We start from the raw sequence: 22,189 nt of genomic DNA, 5'->3' as shown, positions 1-22,189 counted from the left end.
GCCTGAATTCCCCACCACAACACTTATTTACTTTTGTGTCGATTCAACTGCAAATAATGTCGATTCAGATAAACATTAATGAAGCAGGTTAAAAAACTCGCTAAATTTCTTATCAACAAAACGCCAAATACCTATTTTGATAAGGAATATAGTCATGAACATTATTACAAAAACAGTTATAGCACTGAGTTTAGCAAGCCACTTTAGTGCGTATGCCATTGACCTGCGGGTCGACAACATTCGTTTATACCAAAGTAGTTCGCAAAGCTTTTCTGTGCCGAGTTCGCTTTATATTGACGATGGTAAAATAGTAAGTATTACTAAAGCGACTGACCCACGACAAAACGCAGATAAAACAATTAACGCCAACAACCAATATGCAATACCTGGTTTAATTGATTTACATGTACATTTGGGTTCATCGGGTAGTAACTTTACTGAGTTTCAGTATTTGCCCGTTAAATCGCACTTTAATTCTAATTTGTATTTAGGCGTAACAAACATTGTTGATTTGTTTTCGTTTGAGCAAACCCTAAACGAAGCCGCTCAATTAAAAGAAGCCCAACTAACCCCTAACCTTTTTTATGCAGGTACATTGTTTACTAACCCTGGCGGGCACGGCACTCAGTTTGGCGGCCACGCATACGAAATTGCAAAAGATGAAGACATAGCAGCACTATGGCAAAAACATATAAGCACTAAGCCACATGTAACTAAAGCGGTTATTGAAACCTTTGGCGGTGTTGGTAAATCGTTAACTGATAGCCAATTAAGCGAGCTAGGTAAACGATCTGCAGCGGCTAATTTACCGTATTTTGTGCATGTTTCTACACTAAATGATGCTAAACGCGCTATTAAAGCCGGTGCAACGGCTCTGGCCCACGGTATTAATAGCGAAGCGATTGACGATGAATTTATTACGCTAATGAAACAGCATAAAGTAACCTACATTCCTACCCTTGCGGTATATCATAACCATAGCGATGAAAAGCATAACCATACTATTAGCTCACAAAGCGAGTTACTAAAAACCATTCCCGAAAAGCTACAAGGGTGTTTGTTTGACAACGTGCCTGCACCTTCAAAATGGAAAGAGCACGCGTGGGAGGAGCGAAAAACCGCTTATGCAAATATACAAAAGCTACATAAAGCTAATATTACTATTGGTACAGGCTCTGATGCCGGAAACCCTTACACGCTACACGGTACTGGGTTACATAACGAGTTAGATGCACTTAAAAAAGCGGGCCTAACAAATGGTGAAATAATTAATGCAGCCACTGTTAACGGCGCAAAAGCGATTAATAAAGCCAAGAGCATTGGCAAGCTGGCTAATGGCTTTGAGGCAAGCTTTGTACTGCTTAAGCAAAACCCACTTGATGATATAAACCACATTCACACCATATCAGAGGTTTACAAATCAGGTATACAAGTAGACCGCCCAGCCTTAATTGCGCAAAACAAGGCTATAACACCACAAGGCCCCGCTTGTAATGAAGAAGTTAAAAGCAGCCAAGCGCAGAATATTATTGATGATTTTACCGGTGATACACCATGGCAAGCCTTGAGCGACTCTGTAATGGGTGGTCAGTCTGTGGCAACACTTACCACGCATAAAAACAGTTTAACTATTGATACAACCATTACACAGCCAACCAGCTTTGGCGCGTGGGCAGGCGCTGAAATAAAATTTACATCGCCGGCTGATGCCTCATCATTTAAAGGTATTCGACTAACATATAAAGGTTCAAGCACGCCTTTTGCCTTGTCTGTTTATCATAGTGATGTAAAAGATTGGGATCATTTTAGTGTACTTTTAAAACCACGCGATGAATGGACAACGCTTGATATTCCTTTCACTACATTTAAACAATTTGGCTTTGGTAGCCCCGTTATGTGGTCGGCCACTCAATTAACTGGAGTAAACTTAATGTGGCGTAAAATGCCAGGCGCAAGCAATGAGCCATTAAAAAATACACTACAAATCAAAGAGCTAACTTACTTTTAAAAGAGTAGCGGTCAAAACACAAACTCTTTGGGTTTTGACTGTTTTTTGTTATGGTTTAATCAATTACAAAAAGAAGCACCTATTATGCTCAAACATCCTTTTTATAAATACAGCTTTTTTATTTTACTTGTTGTAGATATTGCTTATGCCCTTGGGCTCATAATTGCTAACTCTGCGCCCTTTACTGCGGGTAGTGCACTCGCTGCTACCGTGTGGTTTGTTACTTTTTACTGGGTTCCTGTTTGGAGTGCGGCAGCGGTTATTTTTTACCTGCGCAATAAACACATTAACAAAATAGCGTTTGAATGGTTAATTGCAGTTGTATTTATGGCACTCGGAAATGTACTTACCGATATAGTACTCACACAGCTTTTTGATGGGCACAAATCGATGGGGGTGTTTGTTGTTTTTAACGGCTTACTTTGGGGCTCGTGTATTTACTTTACCAGTATTTTTATTGAAAACAAAAAACGCGCAACAGCCGAAAAACACGCGCTTAAACAAGCGCAACTTGCTACATTGCGCTACCAACTAAACCCACATTTTATGTTTAATAGCTTAAATACAATTTCGGCTTATATTCATACAAACCCTGATTTAGCCGATGAAGTACTGCATGAACTGGCTGATATTTTAAGGTATTCCCTCGACACCGCAGAGCAACAACAAATACCTTTACAGCAAGAGCTTACAATAATAGAAAAGTACCTAAATATTGAAAAAGCCCGCTTTGGCGATAAACTCAAAGTTAATTACCACATTCCCAATACGCTTAAAAACATATCGCTACCCCCGCTACTTATTCAACCAATTATTGAAAACGCCATTAAACACAACGCCAAACAAACGTCGTTAATACTTAATATAACGCTTAGTGAACTACCTAACGGCGTTAAAATACAAATTAGCGATAACGGTAAAGGTTTTTCGAGCGAGGTAATAAAACACGGCCATGGCAGTGGTGTAGGAATGAAAAACATACTAAAACGCGTTAAACAACTTGGTAAAAGTAAGGTACTACTGAGCAATAATAATGGTGCAGTGGTTACGTTGGAGCTAACACTATGAGCCACAAAAACCAGCCAAATACAGTAACTAAAATGCGCGTATTATTTGCCGATGACGAGCTTCCCGCTCGCGAAAAATTAAGCCATCAATTGAGTTTAATGGAGCATGTTGAAGTAGTGGGTATGGCCACAAATGGCAAAGAGGCCATTACCTTAATAAATGAGCTGACTCCTGATGTGGTATTACTTGATATCCAAATGCCTGAAATCAATGGCTTAGAGCTTATTGATTTACTTAACTACCAGCCCATTATTATTTATACAACCGCTTATGACCAATTTGCAATTGAAGCTTTTGAGCAGGCCTCAACTGACTACTTACTCAAACCTTTTCCTATTGCTAGGCTAAAAAAAGCTCTCGCTAAAGCGCAGCAGCAACTAGAGCAACAACGTGCCCATACGCTAGTCAATCATGAACCCAACGAGCAAACCTTTACATTAACCAAAAACACCATAAATAAGCTCATTAGTAAAAACGGTGAGCGGATATTTTTACTCTCCCCAAGTGACATTAAATTTATTAAATCGGAGCAAGGCAATAGTTTGGCGTGGAATGGCGATACATTTCATCATTTAAGCGGTACGCTCGATCAGCTTGAACTTGCTTTAGCAGAACATAATTTTGTACGAATTCATCGAAGTTATTTGGTTAACGTTGACCACATTAAAGAAATACAGCGTTGGTTTAACGGCAAGCTAATGGTGATTGTAAATGATAATATTAAATCTGAGCTAAGCACCAGCAGAGCCGGTGCCGATAAACTAAAGCAATTGCTACATATTTAACTTATCTAAAAACATGTTACTGATCATTACTGGTATACACACTTAAAATAGGAAACGTATGCTCAGTAAACGATACCGTTACCGACTGTGTTTGATTGCCTTTAAAGCCTAATTTAAATTCACTTGGTGTTAGCCTGCTGCCATCTGCAAACAGCGCTAATACGTGTTCTTGATTAAGCTCTCGCTTACCAGAGGCTAAATTAGTAAGGGTAATAACCGCCCAACGCTCTCCTATTTCGTTGCTCATAAGTACATAGTTTGCAATAGAAAAGTCAGACTTTTTAGGCGTTATATTATTATCGTTTGGAAACGACAAGTGCATGCTATTTGGTATGGCTCGGTCAACGTTTAGTACATTATTTTGCGCTGCACACACATTGGCGCAAAGTACTAATAAAAATAAAAAGCTAACTACAATTTTTGCCACAATTAAACGTCCTTTTAAATTTCGACTTTGCTTGATTGATTGAAATTTATACTCGCAGTTTTTACCTATTATGTAAACACTCTATTAAACGCTCAGTAAACTAACTAAGCGCTCATTCAGTGACTCCCCATTAGTATTAATACTTTGCGGCACGTTAATAAACACATGGTTATTAAACAGGAGTAAATTACATGGCAACCACACCTAAAAATTCACATGAGGTTAGTAATGCGCAATCGGCTTTATTAAACCCAGAGCACAGCATTCAAGTACGAGGTGCGCGTGTTCATAACTTAAAAAATGTGGATGTAAACTTGCCCCGTAATTCACTTGTTGTTTTTACTGGTATATCGGGCTCGGGTAAATCATCGCTCGCCTTTGGAACATTATTTGCCGAATCACAGCATCGTTATCTTGATTCGGTATCGCCTTATGCGCGCAGATTAATAGACCAAGTAGATGAGCCTGATGTAGATTCGATTGAAGGGCTGCCACCCGCGGTAGCATTACAACAACAGCGTGGCGCACCCTCGGTACGTTCATCGGTCGGTAGCGTAACCACTATTTCTAACGCGCTGCGAATGCTTTACTCACGCGCGGGCGAATACCCCAAAGGGCAAGGTATACTGTATGCAGATGCGTTTTCGCCTAACACGCCACAAGGCGCCTGCCCAGAGTGCCACGGTATTGGCCGCGTATTTAACGTAACCGAAAAGCTGTTAGTGCCCGACCCGACTAAATCAATTAAAGAGCGCGCCATTGCAGCATGGCCACCAGCATGGCAAGGTAAAAACCTAAGCCGTATTCTTACCTCGTTAGGTTACGATATTAATAAACCGTGGAATACCCTGCCCAAAAAAGCCCGTGATTGGATTCTATTCACCGACGACACACCCACAGTACCCGTGTTTCCCGAGTACACGCTTGAGCAAACCCAAGCGGCTATTACAAATGAAGAAAGCCCCAGCTACATGGGTACATTTATAAGTGCTAAACGCTTTGTTTTACAATCATTTGCGAGCACTCAAAGTCCGCGCACTAAAAAGCGCGTATCGCAGTATATGCAAATATCACAATGCCCACAGTGCGAAGGAAAAAAACTTAAAAAAGAGTCGTTATCGGTTAAAGTAGCAGGCCTTGATATAGGCGAAATTTCGCAGTTAACACTTGGCGAGCTGGCAGAAAAACTCAGCATTGCTGCCAATAACCCCGCTAAAAGTAACGCAGCCAACCCCGAAAAAACCATTGTGGCAAAGCGCATCACAAGCGACATTATCAAACGCGTAGAAGCACTCACTAAGCTTGGTTTAGGGTATTTATCGCTTGAGCGTACTACGCCATCGTTATCAGCTGGGGAATTACAACGCTTGCGGCTTGCAACACAAATTCGCTCAAAATTATTTGGTGTTGTGTATGTGCTAGATGAACCTTCGGCAGGTTTACATCTAGCCGATACGCAAGCACTTTTAAGCGCCCTAGATGAGCTAATAGCGGCTGGTAACTCAGTATTTGTGGTGGAGCACGATACAAGTGTAATTCGCCACGCCGATTGGGTGGTTGATGTAGGGCCAAATGCGGGTTCGCATGGCGGTAATATTGTTTACAGCGGCCCAGTTGAAGGCTTAGAGCAAGTGAGCAACTCACATACAAGTCAGTATCTTTTTAAGCATAACAATACCGCAAAGCCAAATCATCAAACACAACGTACGCCATCAGCCTGGCTTAAGCTAAGTGGTATTGAGCGTAACAATTTACACAACATCAGTGCCGAATTTCCGCTTGGGGTTATTACAAGTGTTACGGGTGTTTCTGGTTCAGGTAAGTCAAGCTTAGTAAGCCAAGCCTTAGTCGAGCTTATTCAAGATGCTTTAGGTCAAAAAACGCCGCCGCCAATGCCTACCGATGAAGCCGACTTGCTTGATCAAGAACTCCAAACACCAACCCATGGCAAAATTACCGAGGGCCTTGAGCATATAAAGCGCCTAATAACGGTTGATCAAAAAGCCATTGGCCGCACGCCTCGCTCAAACCTTGCTACTTACACTGGTTTGTTCGATCACGTACGTAAATTATTTGCCAATACCAAAGAGGCAAAAGCACGAAAATACGATGCAGGTCGTTTTTCGTTTAATGTGAAAAAAGGCCGCTGCGACAACTGCGAAGGCGTAGGCTTTGTAAGCATTGAGCTGTTATTTTTACCAAGCGTGTATTCGCCGTGCCCTGTGTGTAACGCCAAGCGCTATAACCAAAAAACACTCGACATTACCTATAAAGATAAAACCATTGCCGATGTGCTTAATTTAACGGTGGAGTCAGCGCATACATTTTTTGCCGATGAACCCGCTATTTTACGTGCGCTAAATGCGCTCTTACAAGTAGGCCTTGGCTATTTACGTTTAGGGCAACCTGCTACTGAGCTTTCGGGCGGAGAGGCCCAGCGCATTAAACTTGCCACAGAGCTGCAACGTGCGCAGCGCGGCGATACGCTGTATATTTTAGATGAACCAACCACCGGCCTACACCCAAAAGATGTAGCCATGTTGATGACGCAGTTAAATGGCTTAGTTGATGCGGGCAACACCGTTATTATGGTTGAGCACGATATGCAAGTAGCCAGTAACAGCGATTGGGTTATTGATATTGGCCCAGGAGCGGGGGACGAAGGCGGCTTAATTGTTGCTCAAGGTAAACCAGAAGATGTGGCTCAATCTGAGCATAGCCGCACGGCAACATTTTTAAAAAGCGCAATTTAGCTTTTTAAAAATCGCTCTAATTTAGGTTTTACGGTAACCGATATAACCAGCATTAATGTTAAACCAATGGGTAGCGCGGCTAATAACCCCTCTACCCACGCGGTATAAAATAAGCGCATATTGGCAAAACCTATATTGTTAGTAGCGGTTACAAACGCCATTAGCGACTCCATGGTAAGCGCCATAAAAACACTAATCACTAAATTACGTTTTAGCTCACTTGCTTTTGGTAATAACTTAGCCACCAAGGCATTCATAAGGGCTGTCATCGCTAACCCCACAGGGGCCATAACCAACACCGCACTTAAAAACGAAGTAAACCAATCTATATAAAAATGCTCAGTTATACCTACATTTGTGTAAGTCATAATGCCTGTTAAGCTGCCGCCTACAAAAACAATAATACTTACCATCACCATTATTTTATAAATGATCGGTGTTTTTTTAGGCTCTACGAGCGCAGAATTTACTAAAGCAGGCGTATTCATTAAACAGGTATCTCTCTTAAAATAGATGACAAAATCAACTGTTATTTAATTCCTGAACAATAGTTTTATCTTAAAATGAGGGGCTACAAAATAGCAAAAAAGTAATTTTTATGGAGCTAAATAAGAATGATAGGGTTCCTGCTAGCTAATGCTAAAAAAGTACTTTATGCGATACAGTGAATACATTGATTAGTTTTAAAGATATAATTTACGAGGATTTATAATTCATTGGCTAGCAAAGAGTTGGTTATATTTTACTAAAACCAACTGCTAAATTACGAAGATAATGTTTATAAATTATCAGTTTTAGGTTCTTGCCCTGATAATATTTGTTGTTTTCTCTGAGCTTCTGGTAAATCATTAATACAATAATTGATGTAATAAATGGTTAAGAAAAAAGTATAAATACCATTCATCCTAAGATCCACTTTATGCTCTGTTAGTGCGTATTCTTGTAAAGCACTTTTTGCACGAAACGACCAAATAATATATAAAACCCAAGAGGCAATAGTAAGTAAACCAGCAATAATATCTAAAGACTCCTCACCTGAGCCAGCAAAAGCACCACCTAGCCCTACACACACAGCTAGCCATATTAGAAATGTATTGTCAGCTATCTTTTTAGAGGTTAATTTCTCTAGCTTTGGTGTATTTATAAACATCCATACAATTGCATAAATACCGGCGGTAACAAATGTTAGAAGTACTAAATTCAAAGTTTTAGTATTGATGCTGTCTTTTAATTCCGTGATTGATGACATTATGTCTCCTTGTTTTACTACGATTGAATTAGGACTAATGGTAAATATTAGCCCTATAAAAATTTATTATTCTGATTTATATTTTATAAATTATTTATTTAAATTTTCTAGCTCTTTTTCAAGTTCTTTCATCGCTTTTTGGGCTTTGAACTCTTCGTAAAGTGCTTCACGCGAACTAGGATCTAAACGCTTACCAGATTGAGCTACTAGGTTATTAAATGTTTCTTGTGTATTGCTCATTACAACGAATGTACAAAGCTGCTTTACACCGTCTAATTTCGCAAATGCCACTTCTTGTGGCACAGCACCCACAAGGCTTTGCTGTGCAACCTGTTTGCTTACTTGCTCAAAAGTACCGCCAACATTTAGCTCATCATTACTTTGTGCTTTACGTTGGTATAGTTTATCCATAACACTTGCTTTAACTTGTATCTGCTGGGATAAATCGGCGCGTGCAGCCGCAATAGCTTGTGCTCTGTCGGTTGACATACTGCCTGACCAAGGTACGCATGATGATGAAGCTAATCCTTTATCAGACACAGGTAATAATACCCAGCTTGGCACTGAATCATTTTTTGCTAACGGCTCAGACTGTGTTTGTTCAGTGCTTGAACACGCACCTAAAGCTAAAGCGGCTATAACTGGTAATAATTTTTTCATTTTAAATTCCTTTCAATTGCTTTTGATAATAAGCGGTGCGTTTAACCACTTTTTGTAAATAATTTCGGGTTTCTTGCGCAGGTAAGTGGTTAACCATTAAGGTATAAACATTCTCTGATGACATTGCATTAGCTGCAATACTTGCCTGATTAAGTGATTTAGAGCCACTTAACGTTTTGGCTACGTTGCCAGGACCAGTATTATAAGCGGCTATACTCATGTAAATTCTTGATTGCGTATTACGCACATTTTTAAAGTAACGATTGCTTAAAATATGCATATAAGTACTACCTGCTTCTACGTTATTATCTGCCTGAAATAAGTATTCTGGACTAAGTAATAGCGGTTTTCCTTGCAAAAAGTTACTCACGTCTTTACCCGCTGATGTCGGGACAATTTGCATCAATCCAAAAGCAGGAATTGGGGAGCGAGCTAGTGGGTTAAAACTTGATTCAGTATGAATGATGGCTAATAACAATGCAGGCTCTATATTGTAGCGCTTTGCTTGTTGCTGAACTTCAGGTAAGTATCGTTTTGCTTGATTAGAGAGCGTATTAGCAGGCAGCTTATAGCTAATTGTTACTCTGTCTTTTTGCTTCGTTATTACAGGTGCCTTTGCAGAGAGTACCTCTTCTACAATCTCTGTAGAAAGTACTGTTTGCTTAGCTATTTTTTTAGGTTGAATCGTTGTTGATGGCTTATTCCGCTCAATTTTACTATTTAAAGACTTACCCATAGAAATGAAGCTTTTATTATTAATGGTATTATTAGCTGCAATATATACCGGATCCTTTGCAAGTGTTTTATCTACCGTGACTTGAGAAAGCTCATTTACTTGCTCCTTTGCATATTCAACAGCTTGCTCATTGTTTTTGCTATTTAATAACTCAACCACCACTTCACCACTTTCAAAGTTTACACTGGTGCGTTTATTTAAGTCATCACTGTATTTGACCCATACTTTTGAGCTTGGCAGATTTGGGTCTTGCCACTTCGTAGTTACTTGTTTTAAATATGCATTTTGCGCATCACGCCAAGCAGTTACAAATGCTTCAAATTCTTGTTTTTGTTGTTGCTCAAACTGATTAAACTCACTCTGACGCTTTTTTAGAAAAGCCTCAAATTCAGCCTCATCATTCGTTTGAGCTATGCTGGTAAAACTCATTGTTAAATAAGCGAATACGCCTATTTTTAGAAGCATTTTAGCTTTTAAATGCATTTTTTATATCCCTATAAAATTAAAAGTAGCTACTTAGATCATCAGCAGGCAGATTATCAAAAGCAGTTTGAGCGGCTAAGTTTAAACGCTTACAGTCTATGCTATTGCATTGTCGGGTTAGCGAAATAACTTGTTTATAACGTCCATAAACAAACCAGGTTTGTGCAACTGACGCTTTAGCTTCATCGAGCTTTAACTCACTTGCTTTTAAATATTTATCGAGATAGCTTAAGCGTTGCTCTTCTGGTGATTGATTTGCAACTAATGCCACCGCATCAGACATCGTTGTAGGGTGATTCAATGCAACTTGTAATAAAGGGCGTAAGTTTGTTTTATCTTTTTGGCTACCTACTTGCCATGCTGCTCTAACAGCAAGCCCAGCTTCGTTAATATCGTGCGCAGCAGGTGTTACAACGCCAGTACAAGTTAACCAATCTTGCTGTTTTTCTTGCTTATAATCCGTAATTTCAGCGTCAATAAAGCTTACCGACTCTGGCAAAGTAATATTAAGTTTTTTAGCTAAAGTATTTTTTATAATACTGCGCTGTGGCAGGGTCAATGCATTTCGACATGCCTGCTCAAGCGCATTTTTTGCACTCGATTTTAACGCCATTACTCGGGCGTATTGACCATTAGCCTGACTTTTAAAAAAAGCAGTTTGCTGTTCAATTGTTTGCTCTGAGTCAAAGGTGGCCGAAGCCACCAACGTAAGCGCTAAAATAGGTGTTAGCATTAAAGTTCCTTTTCGCTCGCTACTTTACCTGATGCACCCTGAGGATTAGCCGCTTTTTCGTTTAACCCACCGTACACTTTGATTTTGTGACTAGACTGGCTTACACCATTAACAGTTTGGCCATTATTACCTTCCATCTCTTTAGCTGCTTGTCGCGCTGTAGCTTCTAAACTAGGAGCATAAACTGCGACACTGTATTGCCAATATTTGTCATCACTAGTAAAGTTTTTTACATTAACACCCGCTGGTAACTGACCCTGAGCTATTGTTTTATATTCATTGGATTGCTTTACTTGATTTACAAATGTTTCCCTTTGCTCATCTAATATCTTTACTTGTGTAGGATCTTGTAAATATGGATCATCATATTTAAAGTTTTCAGAACCCTCAAACTGCTTCTCATCCATTTTACCCTGCCAGGTAACAGATTCACCCTGCATAGTTGCTATAAGAGCTGAACGTGCACGAGTTTGCGACTGTGATTTAGCCATTTGTCTTAATTGACGCCCCATACTTTTATTTTTATCTTGTCGAATAATTGCCGAACCATACCCGATTACAATGACTTCACCAGTAGCTGCATTAGTTAATACCTTTGAACCAACCGGAGGTAAGACACCACTTTTGACATCTTCTATAACTTGTTGAAATATTTCATTTGGGTTAGTAGTTACAGCTATAATCCCTCTATTACTTTTAGTTTGTAATCGAGTTTTTGGTGTGGAAATTAAACTAACTCTTACCATTTTCTCTTCTGGGTCATCAAAAACATCGAATGTTACATACCCAGCAAGCATGCCTGAAAGTGACTCTTTACAGTTTTCAGTTAATGATGCCTTAGAATTACTCGCTCCTTCGACACCTGTATCAATCCGATCCATTGTTATCGATGCAGCTGTCTCACATTGCTGTTGCAGCCCTGTCATATTTTGAACCATTTGCTTCTTTGCAATTAGACCGGCTTGCACATATGCACTTCGTTTAGAGAGCAGTGTAGCGTTTATATTTTCGTAAGTTTTATAGTAATTGCTACCAATTGATAAAATACCGGTACCACTGCCAACCTGAATCATTTTTATGCCATCTTCGTTATCATCAATTAGTGCCTGATGAGCAACAGCAACTGCAACATTTGTATCTTTTGCAACCACTACATCGCCAGAAACCTGTGCTTGTTCAGCACCCGCTACTTTTGCGCCAGGGCGAGCAGGTATCATGTCTGTTAGACTAAACTCTTCAGCTGCGATCGTAGGCATAGCTAAAACCATTGCTAATGTTAATATTTTAAATTTCATCATCTATCCTTATTTGTACCTGAGTGTAAAATCGTCTTCGACTGTAATTTTTGAAAGGTTTTTTGCTGTTATTGTCATTAATGCTTGATCGAGCGCATTAGCAAGCTCACCGGTATTACCTTTAAATCTAAGGCTGGCTACAGTATATTTTTGTTGTTTGTGTATAGATACGTCGCTTACGCCACCTAATGTACTTAATACATCATGCAGTTTTTCTGGTTGGGTTAACTTATTACTTGGCAACATGACTTCACGAACTAAGCCCCCTCTTGCAACAACTTGAGTAAAGGCATTATTAAGCGTGTTATGAAGTGCTTTTGATTGTGACTCACTCGCCAAATGTACAGCCATTAAGTCTTTTTCAACGTATGGGCCTTTAGGCAATGACATAAATGAAGGGTCGTTTTTCCATTGACCATAAATATTTCCAGCTAAATCTCTAACGTCAGCAGTTAAATAAAGCTGCCTGTTGTTCCCTCGGCTAATCACTGTGGACTTTGCATAAATAGCTAAACTAGCCGCGTTACCAACTTCAATGCCCTGCTCGTTTAGCCAAACTTTAAGCTCTGTTTTTAATGGCTCCGGTGCAATAATTTGCACTCTAGGCGAGCCTATCATGCTCATTAATTTAGATGCTTTTTGAATGAGAGGTGCTTTTTCTACCACAGCCATAATAGTAACTTCTACCCCCCCATTTTTGAGCTCTTTGGTTTGCAGTGTTTGCCACTCTTTAACAAGCCCTTCGCTATGGCTCGAAAGCTGTTGCCCTATGAGCTCTTGCATATTTGTTGACTCGTTACCCTCAACAATACTCATACTCGTGCTTGAAGATTGGGTATGTTGCTGAGTAAGCCACACACCTACAACTTGTGATACAGCACGTTGTAAAGCATCTTGCTCAGCTATAGTTAGTGCTGTTTTACCTTCTTTTTCCCAGCCTTGACCTATTACTGTAACACTAATATTTTGCGTGGTTTGCTGCCAGTTTTGCTGTTGCGGCTCACCTATCTCTTGCGGGTTAAGGCTTACGGTCATGCACGTGTCGTTACCGCTTAGTGTAGGTGCTGAGTAATTTAAAGGAACAGCGCCTGCACTCAACCCTTCCATCATCGTAGTGCGTTGCTGCTCATATAAGCTGGCTGCATCATCATCTAAACTGGTTGTTAAATGTTGCTGTGCACCTTGTGTTGTTAGGCTTTTATTACCTTTAATAAAACTGATTAGCTCGGCACTTGCCTGAGCTTTTGCACCAGAAATAGCCGTGCTACCTCGACCATAAGCACACGCCTGTGTTTGCAGTGTGCCATCAGCCAAGACATCAACCTGGGCTTGTGCACTTAAAGAACATAATGCTAACAAGCCAAGCTTTTTGATCATGTTCGGTTCTCCAAAAAGTCAGCTGGAGTACCGACCGATACAGCAAATATTTTTGCACCATTAGATGGGCGATAAATACCGTTTTCAGCTTTATTTTTAACATCATCGGCTGCATCGGAAGCTTTCCAACGAATAATTTCACCATTTGCGCTACTACGCGAAGGGTTTACATTTGCAACTCCAAGTGGCTCAACAAATCCAGCCTCATAGCTAAAAATGATCATTGTTTCGTTAGGCAGCACACCTGCATTTTGGCCTCTGTCTAAGCTAATTTTATTACCTTTAATACCTAACACTTGTGCTGTTGCTGGCATTTCACTCAACATACGAGTAAGTAAAATATCAATACCACGCGATCCCATGTCACTAAGTACTGCATTTACATGAGCACTTTGATCAAAGTGGAAACCCGCTGCATAGCGTCCGCTTACTGTTGTAAATTTTAACTCTGAGCGATCACGTACATCTTCCGATTTAACACGAATCTTTCCTAAATTTGGGTGCGATAGCTTTTCACGTGTTTGTGGGTTTATAACGCCGGTTGTCAGCTCTAATGTGTAGTCGGCCCAATCTGTGATCGCCCCTTCAGTTTTTAGCGTTCTCAGTGAATCAATTTTCACGACAAAATCGGGAATTAATGCTTTAACTTCAGCGCGTTTAGCTGCTATTGCTACACCTTGTTGTTGTAAAATTAACTGTTGTTCTTTTGAAATAGCATCATCATCACGCGTAACGATTCTAAAGCGATTAATACCAGCAAATTGATTTTCGAGCATAAGTAATAAATTTTGATTATCAAATTCACGCATTGCATCAACACCAATACCACTTCCGCTTACACCTGCTAAGTCAAAATACATACGTACAATAGGCTTTTTGAGTGGGCAACTATCGGTTTCACTATTGATATCGAAGGTACAACGCTCTAAACCTTGAGTATCAAAATAGGCCGGCATTGCAATATCGGCATCTTTAAATACATAAGCGCTTTTAGCGATTACTGTATTCGAAGCGTTGTTGCTTACTGTACCAGATTGAGTCGTGCTTCCCTGTTTTGGGGTTGTGTTACAACCAGCCAATAAGGCAATAGTTAGTGCAGAAAGAGTTAAATTTTTGACTAATTTCATTGCTATTCCTAATTATCAAACAGCCACTGACTTGCAGGCGCTTTAATTTGTTTTACTAAGTTATTAATCGCGTTTTGTTTTGCGATTTCTTGAGTGCTGGCACTTTCTTGTGCGGATATATCGTGCTGTAACAGCACTTTAAATGGGCTCACGCTTCGAGTAAGTACAATGGTTAGATTTGCTTTAGCGAGGTAGGCATTATCGCTTTGAGCATACTGCCATCGTAATTGTGGCCGCACCCATAAGCGAGTTGAACCACTATGCGGTAATGCATCATTTAGAGCAGACTTTATTTGGCTAATGTTATTAGCGCCTATCACATCGCAAGCGACAGCGCCTAACCCTATTGATTGTTCATTTAATAACTTATTTAAAGTTTGTTTTATAAATGGCTTAGAGCCAGATAGGAGTTCTAACAAAGCTAATTTTTTTGAGGCAAGATTAAGCTCTCCACTTTTTTGGAGAGCCCATATAAATCGCTGTTCTGCATTTTTTTTGGGGATGTCCATACGCTCTAGTCCCTCTAAATCAGATTTAAGATTAGCGATTAAAGTCGTTTTTTTTATGCCCACTTTTAAAGCAAATAAATTATTTTGGTTAATCGAATTAAGCTCTTCAAGCCCCGTTAATGTAATCGGTAAACTTGTTAGGCTCGTTGTTTGTTCAAAATAGTTATTTACTCGATTATTTTGCTTTTTTAGCGTTTGTAATTGCTGTGTATTTACATCAACGCTTAATTGAGTAGTAATGTCGGCTAGAGCCGCTTGCTTTGCGGCTAAGCGACTTTCACCAATACCGACTGCAGTTATGTATTCATCACTCTTATGTGATTTGGTTACCCAGTCAGGCCAACTTTGAGCAGAACAATTAAAAACACAGGCTACTAAAAAAGCAAAAATGCTTGTTTTCATCAGCCTTTCGCTTCTTGCTCAAGCTGAAGCTCATTTATAGCTGTGATAGTTGCTTGTTCAAGTTCAATAATTTCGTTTGCTTCAAGTGCTAATGCAAGCTGATCTTTTGCTTTAACAAGTGCAGTGCCTATATCTTTTGGATCTTCTTCTTTTTCGGCGTTTTCTTCGTCACTTGATAACCAAGAGCTAACTACATCACCTCCCATTCGCAAAGCTGTAACTTTAGCTATTGCAGTACTGTGCTGGCTCAAAATATAAGCAGACTTAGCTATTTCAATTGTTAAGTCTGTCGCAAGCTCAACGTTTTGTTGGTAAATACCTTCATTTGCTAAATTATAAGCCGCAATTTTATGACCAATTTCTTCGTCTTTATTTTTAGCCCCTGCGTCAAATTCAACAATGGCAGCTTGTAATTGTTCAGGTGTAGAATTCTGATGAGCATATAAAAATGCTTGCACATCTCGATAGTTATCAGTTTGAGTACGATACTCGGCCATAACCTTGCGTTGACGCTCTAAAATAATGGCGGACATATTTAAAAACTCATCTATCCCTGGTTGCACTTCAACAGGGTGAAAATAGCCTAGAGTGTCCATACGAGTTGTTAATTCTGCGACGGCTGCATTTCTGTCTAAATTAGCAGATGTACTTGTATCTGTTGTCGATACACAACCGGCGAAAAGGGGGGCGAAGATAATGGCAGATAAGATAGCTTTTTTCATTAGGTTATTTCCCTATACTTATAAAAACACAAGAAAGCACAAAGCTAAGCTATTGACTTGGTTCATTCTTCCTTGAACATTTAATTAGAATTACCGAATTTATGAAAAAATGCAACTCTACAAATTAAGAACTTTTTATTTACTTACCTTTCATTTTATTACAAATGTAACGCTGGCAAGGCGTTCAGCCAACATTCATACTTTTATCTCATTTTATAAAAACTTTAAATTTTTTTACTTAATAGCATCAACAGGCTTAGACTTAGTATAAATAGTAATCTAGCCTCCTAATGCCAGCCATATGCCTACTAGCACCATAAGGCTGCCTGCAATTCGGTTCATCCATTTAATATTATCGCCACGGCTTAAAAATAAACGTAGGCTTTTACCGCCTGTGGCGTACGCTAACATGCAAATAAATTCGCTTATCATAATAACTAAAACAAGCACTAACAGTTGCGGGGCGAGTGCGTGTTCAACGCTAATAAATGGCGGTAGTAAAGAGATCATAAATGCCCAGCCCTTTGGATTAGCAATGGCAGTTACAAAGCCTTGCGTAAATAGCGACTGGCGACTTACATCATGCGGTTTTTGTGTATCAATCGACATTTTACCTTTTGCGCGCCACATATTTATACCTATATAAATTAAGTATGCACCGCCTACCCATTTTAAAATATCGAACGCATTAGGGTAATTTAGCATTACGCTTGCAACACCTAATACCGCAGCAATAGCAACACTTGCGACCCCTAACAGCTCACCTATCATCATCCATAATGTGCGCCTTACACCTATGCTCATACCTAATGTCATAGCAAGGGTCATACACATACCCGGTGTGATAGATACAAAAAAGAAGGTAGGAATAAAAACGGCAAGCGCTGCAACATCAATCATTTTTTCTCTCTATATTAAAAGCAAAAAACGCGGCTAAAGTAGCCGCGCTATTGGTTACCTATTATCTACTATTGTTCAGCAATCGGTATTGGCTCTGCTACTTGCTCAGTAGTAACATTTACCGGCTCTTCAACAGAATCACTTAATAAATACTTATCTAGCCACTGCTCTTGCTCCCACAGTACATGCAATAAGCTTTTACGAGCGCGGTAACCATGTGCCTCATAAGGGAGCATAACTAAGCGAGCGTCTTTACCTAAGCCTTTAAGCGCTGCGTACATGCGCTCACTTTGCATTGGGAAAGTTCCAGAGTTAGGGTCTTCTTTGCCGTGGATCATTAGCATTGGCTCGTCAATTTTTTCAGCATGGAAAAACGGCGACATGTTAGCGTACACACTTTGTGCTTGCCAAAAATCACGCTCTTCACCCTGAAAACCAAACGGCGTTAAGGTACGGTTGTAAGCACCACTGCGAGCAATACCGGTTTTAAATAAATCGCTATGCGCTAATAGGTTTGCCACCATAAATGCACCGTACGAGTGTCCTGCTATAGCAATGTTGTTTTTATCGGCAATGCCTTTTTTAACCAGCACATCAACTGCAGCTTGCGCACTTGAAACTAGCTGCTTTCTAAAGTTATCGTTTGGCTCGCTGCCATCAATACCTACAATAGGCATTTTAGGGTCGTCAAATACGGCAATACCTTTAGCAAGGTAAGGCATAGGGCCCCAATAGCCAATGTAAGTAAATTCGTATGGCGATTCGCGCACTTGTGATGCTACGGCTTTATCTTTATATTCAAGTGGGTACGCCCACATAAGTACGGGTAACGGGCCTTGGGTTACGTCGTAACCTGGTGGTAAATAAAGCGTGCCAGAAAGCTCAACCCCGTCATCACGTTTGTAACGTAACTGCTCTTTTGTAACCCCTTTAAATGCTGGGTACGGATGAGCAAAATTAGTAAGCTGTGTAAGAGTATCGTTATCTAAATCACGAATAAAAAAGTTAGGTTGCTCTGTTTTAGACTCTCGCACAGTTATAAAGCGCTCGCCTTCGTCGTCAAGCAATGCACGAACACGCTCGTAGTATGGCGCTTGTGATTGCCATAAACGCTTGCTGCTATTCGTTTTTACATCGTACTGGTCTAAAAACGGAATATTACCTTGCTCAGACGCGCCGTTACCGCGCAGATACATATAACGCCCGCCAACAATTTTAATAACGCTGGCGCCTAAATCGTTACGCTCGTATATAAAGCTACCTGGGTTTTTATACGCATCGTTATAGCTTCGCTCAGAAAAAAGCACACGGTTTTTATCTGCATTGCGTGGCTGAATAACATACGTACGCACTTGGCGGTCGCTAAAGCGCCAGTCGCTAAGCATGGCAATATTTTGATTACCCCAAACTATACCTGCATAGCGGCGCTCTACTTTAGCAAACAGTTTTGGCTCGCGTTTAAACGGCGCGCGTAGGCTGTAAATATAATCATGGTGCTTAACATCGGTTTTCATGTCGCCGCCATCTTGTGCCTCGGCCCAAATAACTTCTGCACCTTGATCCGCACGCCATTCAAAATCGCGGCGGCCGGTACGAACACTGTCATAGCCTTGTGGAATGTTATCGGCAAGCGGTTGTTTTACAAGCTCAGCTAATGCGTAACCACGCATTCCCCATATTTGCCAAGTGCTGGCAAAACGGCTGTACGGTACTTGATACGAAAACGGCTCGTTTATCGCAGCAACTAATATATTGGTTGAATCTGGCGATACCGAAAACGATTTAAATAATGCAGGGCTGCCAATGGCTTGTGTATTGCCATCAAGCGTTACGTAAGCTAATTGCCCTTGGCCGTAAAATTTAAACTGTGCTTCGTCAAACGGGCTGGTTAATAAGTTTTGATAGGTACGCGCTGGGGCTTTTTCGCCTGTACTTTGTTGTATTACCGGCACTACATTTTGACTGCTGTTTTTTAACGCGGGTTTACCTATATTAACCGCTAAATTTGCAACCAGAGCGCTGCTATCGGGCAGCCATTGGTAAGGCGTAGCGGTAATAACTGAGTTAAGCGCTGCATTTGAGAGCATTTTTGCTTGCTTTGTCTCTACACTGTAAAGCCATAAATTTGCTTGGTTTTGTTGCTCTACAACAAATGCTAAATATTTACTGTTAGATGACCATTTAGGCGAGCGAATAATACCGTTTGGTAAATTATTAATATTAATAACGGTGCCGCTTTGCACATGCTTAAGCTCAAGCGCGCTGTATTTAGCGCTAACACGCGAGCGTGAAAAGTTAGCAGGGTTTAGCTTTATACCCGCAAGTTTAAGCTCATCTTTAGCAAGCTCGTCAAGCGTCTCTACGCGCTTACGCTCAAATAAAGCAAGCCATTGGCCATCGCTCGATAAAAAACTAGTGGGTGCTAATTTAGCATCTACCACAGCGGCTAGCTCAGGCGAAGGTGTTTGATAACCTTGTTCAGCATAGCTGTTTGGCATTATTACAACACAACAAATAAAGGCAACTAACAGCCTAAATGCGTTCATGTATTTATCCTTTTGTTATTTTTAAGATTATAAAAGGTATATAAACATGTTTCGCTCTGTTCATAAAGCATTAAGCTTTAAATTGCAGGGCTAAAAGATGACTTAAACGCATTATATACGCTACACTACGCAGCTATTTACTCACTACTGCGCGCTTAAAATACCATGCCTAACAAAGCTAAATCGGTCACTATTTTTGATGTTGCTCACCGTGCGGGGGTGTCTAAATCGACCGTATCGCTGGTGCTTACGCACAGCAATAAAGTAGCCGATAAAAGCAAACAAAAAGTGTTACAAGCCATAGATGAGCTAGGTTATGTGTATAATCGCGATGCAGCGGCTATGCGCTCTGGGCGCTCTAATTTAGTAGTTGTAGTAATTGACGATTTAACAAACCCGCTTATGGCATTGCTTGCTAAAAATATTGAGCAGGCATTAAGCGAGGCTTTTTTTCAGGCCATTATTGTTAGTAGTAACAACAGCGTAGAGCGCCAAACGCAGCTAATAAATAATTTAAAAGAATACAAAGTGGCTGCATTTATAATTTGCCCTGTGGCTAGTACCTGTGCGCAGTGGCTCGACAACCTTGCTACTGCCTACAATGTTATTAGCCTAATGCACGAAGTACCTTACAGCTCAGCCCCGTGTGTTTTACCCGACTACACTAAAGCAAGCCATGTAGTAACATTGCAGCTAATAAATGATTCGCCTAAAAACATACTGTTTATGGGTGATGAAAGCTTATCTGCACAAGGTTTATTAAGTGGCTTTAATAGCGCGTGTAAAAAACACAATATAACCCCTGAGCCAGCTATTACGTGCACAAAAAGCACCCCATTACATGCTAAGCAAGTATTTAGTAATACATTACTTAATAATCCGAGTATTGACGCGGTTGTATGCGCTAATAATATAATTGCGCATGGCGTTTTAGCCGCCGCCCCGCATTTAAAAAGCAATATAGTAAGTTGCTTACATATTCCTGATATTACCGAAATGCAACCTCGCTTTACTTGCGCCAATATAAATACGCAAGAGCTTGCTAAGCGCAGTATTTTAGTGCTGCAAGAACAACTTCAAACAAACACTGCACCAGTAAAAACACTGGTAAATGTAAACCTACAAATTAGAGAAACATCGTAATGAAAAAAGTGCTGGTAATTGGTTACGTATGGCCAGAGCCAAATTCGTCTGCTGCGGGTACGCACATGATGTCGTTATTAAACGCGTTTAAAGCGCAAAATTGGCAAGTAGAATTTGCCACCCCAGCACAGCGCACCGAGCACATGGTAAACCTAGATCACTTTGGTATAACCAGTCAAAGCATTGCCTTAAACTGCGAAAGTTTTGATGAGTACGTTAAAGCGTACAACCCAGACATAGTGATGTTTGACCGCTTTATGATGGAAGAGCAATTTGGCTGGCGTGTAGATAAACATTGCCCCAATGCCATAAAAATACTCGATACCGAAGATTTACAATGCCTACGTAATGCGCGCCACGAAGCGCACAAAGGCGAGCGAGAATTTACCACCAGCGATTTACATTCAGACATAGCAAAACGCGAAATAGCCGCAATATTGCGCTGCGACCTAAGCTTAATTATTTCAAGCTTTGAAATGCAATTACTTAGTAGTGTATTTAACGTAGAAGCCAGTTTATTACATCATCTCCCTTTTATGGTCGATTTAACTGCTTTACCTGCTCAAACTAAATCGTTTGAACAACGAGAGCACTTTATGACCATAGGTAACTTTAGACACGCCCCCAACTGGGATGCCGTGCTGTACTTACAAAAAATATGGCCACTTATTCGCAAGCAATTACCAAAAGCAGAACTGCATATTTATGGCTCTTACCCGCCACCAAAAGCAACAGCACTTAATAACCCTAAAACCGGTTTTTTAATAAAAGGCTGGGCTGATAACGCCTATGAGGTAATGCAAAGCGCACGCGTATGTTTAGCCCCACTTCGTTTTGGCGCAGGTATAAAAGGCAAGCTGCTAGAAGCAATGATAATGCAAACCCCCAGCGTAACTACCAATATAGGCAGTGAGGGCATGCACAACGAACTACCATGGCCTGGTAAAGTGGCTAATAATACCGACGATTTTGCAAATGCAGCCGTTGAGCTTTACACCAATCAAGCCGATTTTGAACACGCGCAACAAGCTGGCAATACGCTACTTAATACCTTGTACGACAAAGTAAAATTAAGCGCGGCGTTAATTAATAAAATTGACTCTATAAGCAACGATTTAAAAGCGCATAGGGAAAAAAACTTCACCGGACAAATGTTAAAACACCATACTATGCGCAGTACGCAATATATGGCGCAATGGATTGCTGAAAAAAATAAAAAATTAGATTAAAAATGACTAGACTCCTACAGATTTGTGTTTAAAATCG

At 40.3% G+C, this 22,189-nt stretch carries 19 protein-coding genes; 6 read left to right on the top strand and 13 right to left on the bottom strand.

Features of this window, described 5'->3' with window-relative positions:
- Positions 1-154 precede the first annotated feature (154 nt).
- The 3 genes from AN395_RS00985 to AN395_RS00975 are packed head-to-tail and all read left to right on the top strand — an operon-like array spanning position 155 to position 3,861.
- Positions 155-2,008 (top strand): CIA30 family protein, encoded by a 1,854-nt coding sequence (locus tag AN395_RS00985; RefSeq protein ID WP_054981761.1) that lies wholly within the window; start codon positions 155-157, stop codon positions 2,006-2,008.
- Positions 2,009-2,035: 27 nt separating this feature from the next.
- Positions 2,036-3,076: a histidine kinase gene (locus AN395_RS00980; RefSeq protein ID WP_054981760.1), complete on the top strand. Its 1,041-nt coding sequence runs from the start codon at positions 2,036-2,038 to the stop codon at positions 3,074-3,076.
- A complete protein-coding gene (locus AN395_RS00975) occupies positions 3,073-3,861 on the top strand; it encodes a LytTR family DNA-binding domain-containing protein (RefSeq protein ID WP_054981759.1) in 789 nt (262 codons plus the stop codon). The genes AN395_RS00980 and AN395_RS00975 overlap by 4 nt, the downstream gene beginning before the upstream one ends.
- A gap of 16 nt (positions 3,862-3,877) precedes the next feature.
- Here the strand turns inward: AN395_RS00975 and AN395_RS00970 are convergent, their stop codons facing one another.
- The gene (locus AN395_RS00970) at positions 3,878-4,288 is read right to left on the bottom strand and encodes a hypothetical protein (protein WP_054981758.1); all 411 of its coding nucleotides are present in this window, start codon (positions 4,286-4,288) and stop codon (positions 3,878-3,880) included.
- Positions 4,289-4,479: 191 nt separating this feature from the next.
- Between AN395_RS00970 and uvrA the strand changes: the two genes are divergently transcribed.
- The gene (gene uvrA / locus AN395_RS00965; protein WP_054981757.1) at positions 4,480-7,041 is read left to right on the top strand and encodes an excinuclease ABC subunit UvrA; all 2,562 of its coding nucleotides are present in this window, start codon (positions 4,480-4,482) and stop codon (positions 7,039-7,041) included.
- Here uvrA and AN395_RS00960 read toward each other — a convergent pair.
- The 12 genes from AN395_RS00960 to AN395_RS00905 form a co-directional block, all read right to left on the bottom strand.
- Positions 7,038-7,529 (bottom strand): DUF2798 domain-containing protein, encoded by a 492-nt coding sequence (locus tag AN395_RS00960; protein ID WP_054981756.1) that lies wholly within the window; start codon positions 7,527-7,529, stop codon positions 7,038-7,040. The genes uvrA and AN395_RS00960 overlap by 4 nt on opposite strands.
- A gap of 290 nt (positions 7,530-7,819) precedes the next feature.
- Positions 7,820-8,290 carry a DUF4234 domain-containing protein gene (locus AN395_RS00955; RefSeq protein WP_054981755.1) on the bottom strand — a complete coding sequence of 157 codons (471 nt, stop codon included), beginning with the start codon at positions 8,288-8,290 and terminating at the stop codon, positions 7,820-7,822.
- A 90-nt stretch (positions 8,291-8,380) separates the two neighbouring features.
- The gene (locus tag AN395_RS00950; protein WP_054981754.1) at positions 8,381-8,950 is read right to left on the bottom strand and encodes a hypothetical protein; all 570 of its coding nucleotides are present in this window, start codon (positions 8,948-8,950) and stop codon (positions 8,381-8,383) included.
- 1 nt (position 8,951) lies between these two features.
- Entirely contained in the window at positions 8,952-10,169 is a 1,218-nt protein-coding gene (locus AN395_RS00945) for a murein transglycosylase domain-containing protein (RefSeq protein WP_054981753.1), read from the bottom strand.
- Positions 10,170-10,188: 19 nt separating this feature from the next.
- Positions 10,189-10,902: a hypothetical protein gene (locus tag AN395_RS00940; protein ID WP_054981752.1), complete on the bottom strand. Its 714-nt coding sequence runs from the start codon at positions 10,900-10,902 to the stop codon at positions 10,189-10,191.
- The gene (locus tag AN395_RS00935) at positions 10,902-12,200 is read right to left on the bottom strand and encodes a hypothetical protein (RefSeq protein ID WP_235576529.1); all 1,299 of its coding nucleotides are present in this window, start codon (positions 12,198-12,200) and stop codon (positions 10,902-10,904) included. The genes AN395_RS00940 and AN395_RS00935 overlap by 1 nt, the downstream gene beginning before the upstream one ends.
- Positions 12,201-12,206: 6 nt before the next feature.
- On the bottom strand, positions 12,207-13,574 hold the full coding sequence (locus tag AN395_RS00930) for a hypothetical protein (RefSeq protein ID WP_054981750.1): 1,368 nt from the start codon (positions 13,572-13,574) through the stop codon (positions 12,207-12,209).
- A complete protein-coding gene (locus AN395_RS00925) occupies positions 13,571-14,701 on the bottom strand; it encodes a hypothetical protein (RefSeq protein WP_054981749.1) in 1,131 nt (376 codons plus the stop codon). The genes AN395_RS00930 and AN395_RS00925 overlap by 4 nt, the downstream gene beginning before the upstream one ends.
- An 8-nt stretch (positions 14,702-14,709) precedes the next feature.
- Complete coding sequence (locus AN395_RS00920) at positions 14,710-15,612, bottom strand: LPP20 family lipoprotein (protein WP_029773719.1); 903 nt, start codon at positions 15,610-15,612, stop codon at positions 14,710-14,712.
- Positions 15,612-16,334: a hypothetical protein gene (locus AN395_RS00915; RefSeq protein ID WP_029773720.1), complete on the bottom strand. Its 723-nt coding sequence runs from the start codon at positions 16,332-16,334 to the stop codon at positions 15,612-15,614. The genes AN395_RS00920 and AN395_RS00915 overlap by 1 nt, the downstream gene beginning before the upstream one ends.
- Before the next feature lie 279 nt (positions 16,335-16,613).
- Complete coding sequence (locus AN395_RS00910; RefSeq protein WP_054981748.1) at positions 16,614-17,234, bottom strand: LysE family translocator; 621 nt, start codon at positions 17,232-17,234, stop codon at positions 16,614-16,616.
- Positions 17,235-17,302: 68 nt separating this feature from the next.
- On the bottom strand, positions 17,303-19,780 hold the full coding sequence (locus tag AN395_RS00905) for a prolyl oligopeptidase family serine peptidase (protein WP_054981747.1): 2,478 nt from the start codon (positions 19,778-19,780) through the stop codon (positions 17,303-17,305).
- A 165-nt stretch (positions 19,781-19,945) separates the two neighbouring features.
- Here AN395_RS00905 and AN395_RS00900 point away from each other — a divergent pair, with 165 nt between their 5' ends.
- Both AN395_RS00900 and AN395_RS00895 read left to right on the top strand, forming a co-directional pair.
- Positions 19,946-20,923 carry a LacI family DNA-binding transcriptional regulator gene (locus AN395_RS00900; RefSeq protein WP_054981746.1) on the top strand — a complete coding sequence of 326 codons (978 nt, stop codon included), beginning with the start codon at positions 19,946-19,948 and terminating at the stop codon, positions 20,921-20,923.
- On the top strand, positions 20,923-22,152 hold the full coding sequence (locus AN395_RS00895; protein WP_054981745.1) for a glycosyltransferase: 1,230 nt from the start codon (positions 20,923-20,925) through the stop codon (positions 22,150-22,152). The genes AN395_RS00900 and AN395_RS00895 overlap by 1 nt, the downstream gene beginning before the upstream one ends.
- The last annotated feature ends 37 nt before the right edge of the window (positions 22,153-22,189 follow it).

It is taken from the genome of Pseudoalteromonas sp. P1-30 (genome assembly GCF_001400005.1).
Taxonomy (GTDB): Bacteria; Pseudomonadota; Gammaproteobacteria; order Enterobacterales; family Alteromonadaceae; genus Pseudoalteromonas; species Pseudoalteromonas atlantica.
This window is presented reverse-complemented; position numbering and strand designations above follow the sequence as displayed.

Coding starts and splice junctions, on each gene's coding strand:
- uvrA (WP_054981757.1), top strand. CDS start 4,480: ATGGCAACCACACCTAAAAATTCACATGAGGTTAGTAATGCGCAATCG.
- AN395_RS00945 (WP_054981753.1), bottom strand. CDS start 10,169: ATGCATTTAAAAGCTAAAATGCTTCTAAAAATAGGCGTATTCGCTTAT.
- AN395_RS00930 (WP_054981750.1), bottom strand. CDS start 13,574: ATGATCAAAAAGCTTGGCTTGTTAGCATTATGTTCTTTAAGTGCACAA.
- AN395_RS00895 (WP_054981745.1), top strand. CDS start 20,923: ATGAAAAAAGTGCTGGTAATTGGTTACGTATGGCCAGAGCCAAATTCG.
- AN395_RS00985 (WP_054981761.1), top strand. CDS start 155: ATGAACATTATTACAAAAACAGTTATAGCACTGAGTTTAGCAAGCCAC.
- AN395_RS00925 (WP_054981749.1), bottom strand. CDS start 14,701: ATGAAATTAGTCAAAAATTTAACTCTTTCTGCACTAACTATTGCCTTA.
- AN395_RS00915 (WP_029773720.1), bottom strand. CDS start 16,334: ATGAAAAAAGCTATCTTATCTGCCATTATCTTCGCCCCCCTTTTCGCC.
- AN395_RS00975 (WP_054981759.1), top strand. CDS start 3,073: ATGAGCCACAAAAACCAGCCAAATACAGTAACTAAAATGCGCGTATTA.
- AN395_RS00960 (WP_054981756.1), bottom strand. CDS start 7,529: ATGAATACGCCTGCTTTAGTAAATTCTGCGCTCGTAGAGCCTAAAAAA.
- AN395_RS00950 (WP_054981754.1), bottom strand. CDS start 8,950: ATGAAAAAATTATTACCAGTTATAGCCGCTTTAGCTTTAGGTGCGTGT.
- AN395_RS00935 (WP_235576529.1), bottom strand. CDS start 12,200: ATGATGAAATTTAAAATATTAACATTAGCAATGGTTTTAGCTATGCCT.
- AN395_RS00955 (WP_054981755.1), bottom strand. CDS start 8,290: ATGTCATCAATCACGGAATTAAAAGACAGCATCAATACTAAAACTTTG.
- AN395_RS00920 (WP_029773719.1), bottom strand. CDS start 15,612: ATGAAAACAAGCATTTTTGCTTTTTTAGTAGCCTGTGTTTTTAATTGT.
- AN395_RS00940 (WP_054981752.1), bottom strand. CDS start 10,902: ATGCTAACACCTATTTTAGCGCTTACGTTGGTGGCTTCGGCCACCTTT.
- AN395_RS00910 (WP_054981748.1), bottom strand. CDS start 17,234: ATGATTGATGTTGCAGCGCTTGCCGTTTTTATTCCTACCTTCTTTTTT.
- AN395_RS00900 (WP_054981746.1), top strand. CDS start 19,946: ATGCCTAACAAAGCTAAATCGGTCACTATTTTTGATGTTGCTCACCGT.
- AN395_RS00905 (WP_054981747.1), bottom strand. CDS start 19,780: ATGAACGCATTTAGGCTGTTAGTTGCCTTTATTTGTTGTGTTGTAATA.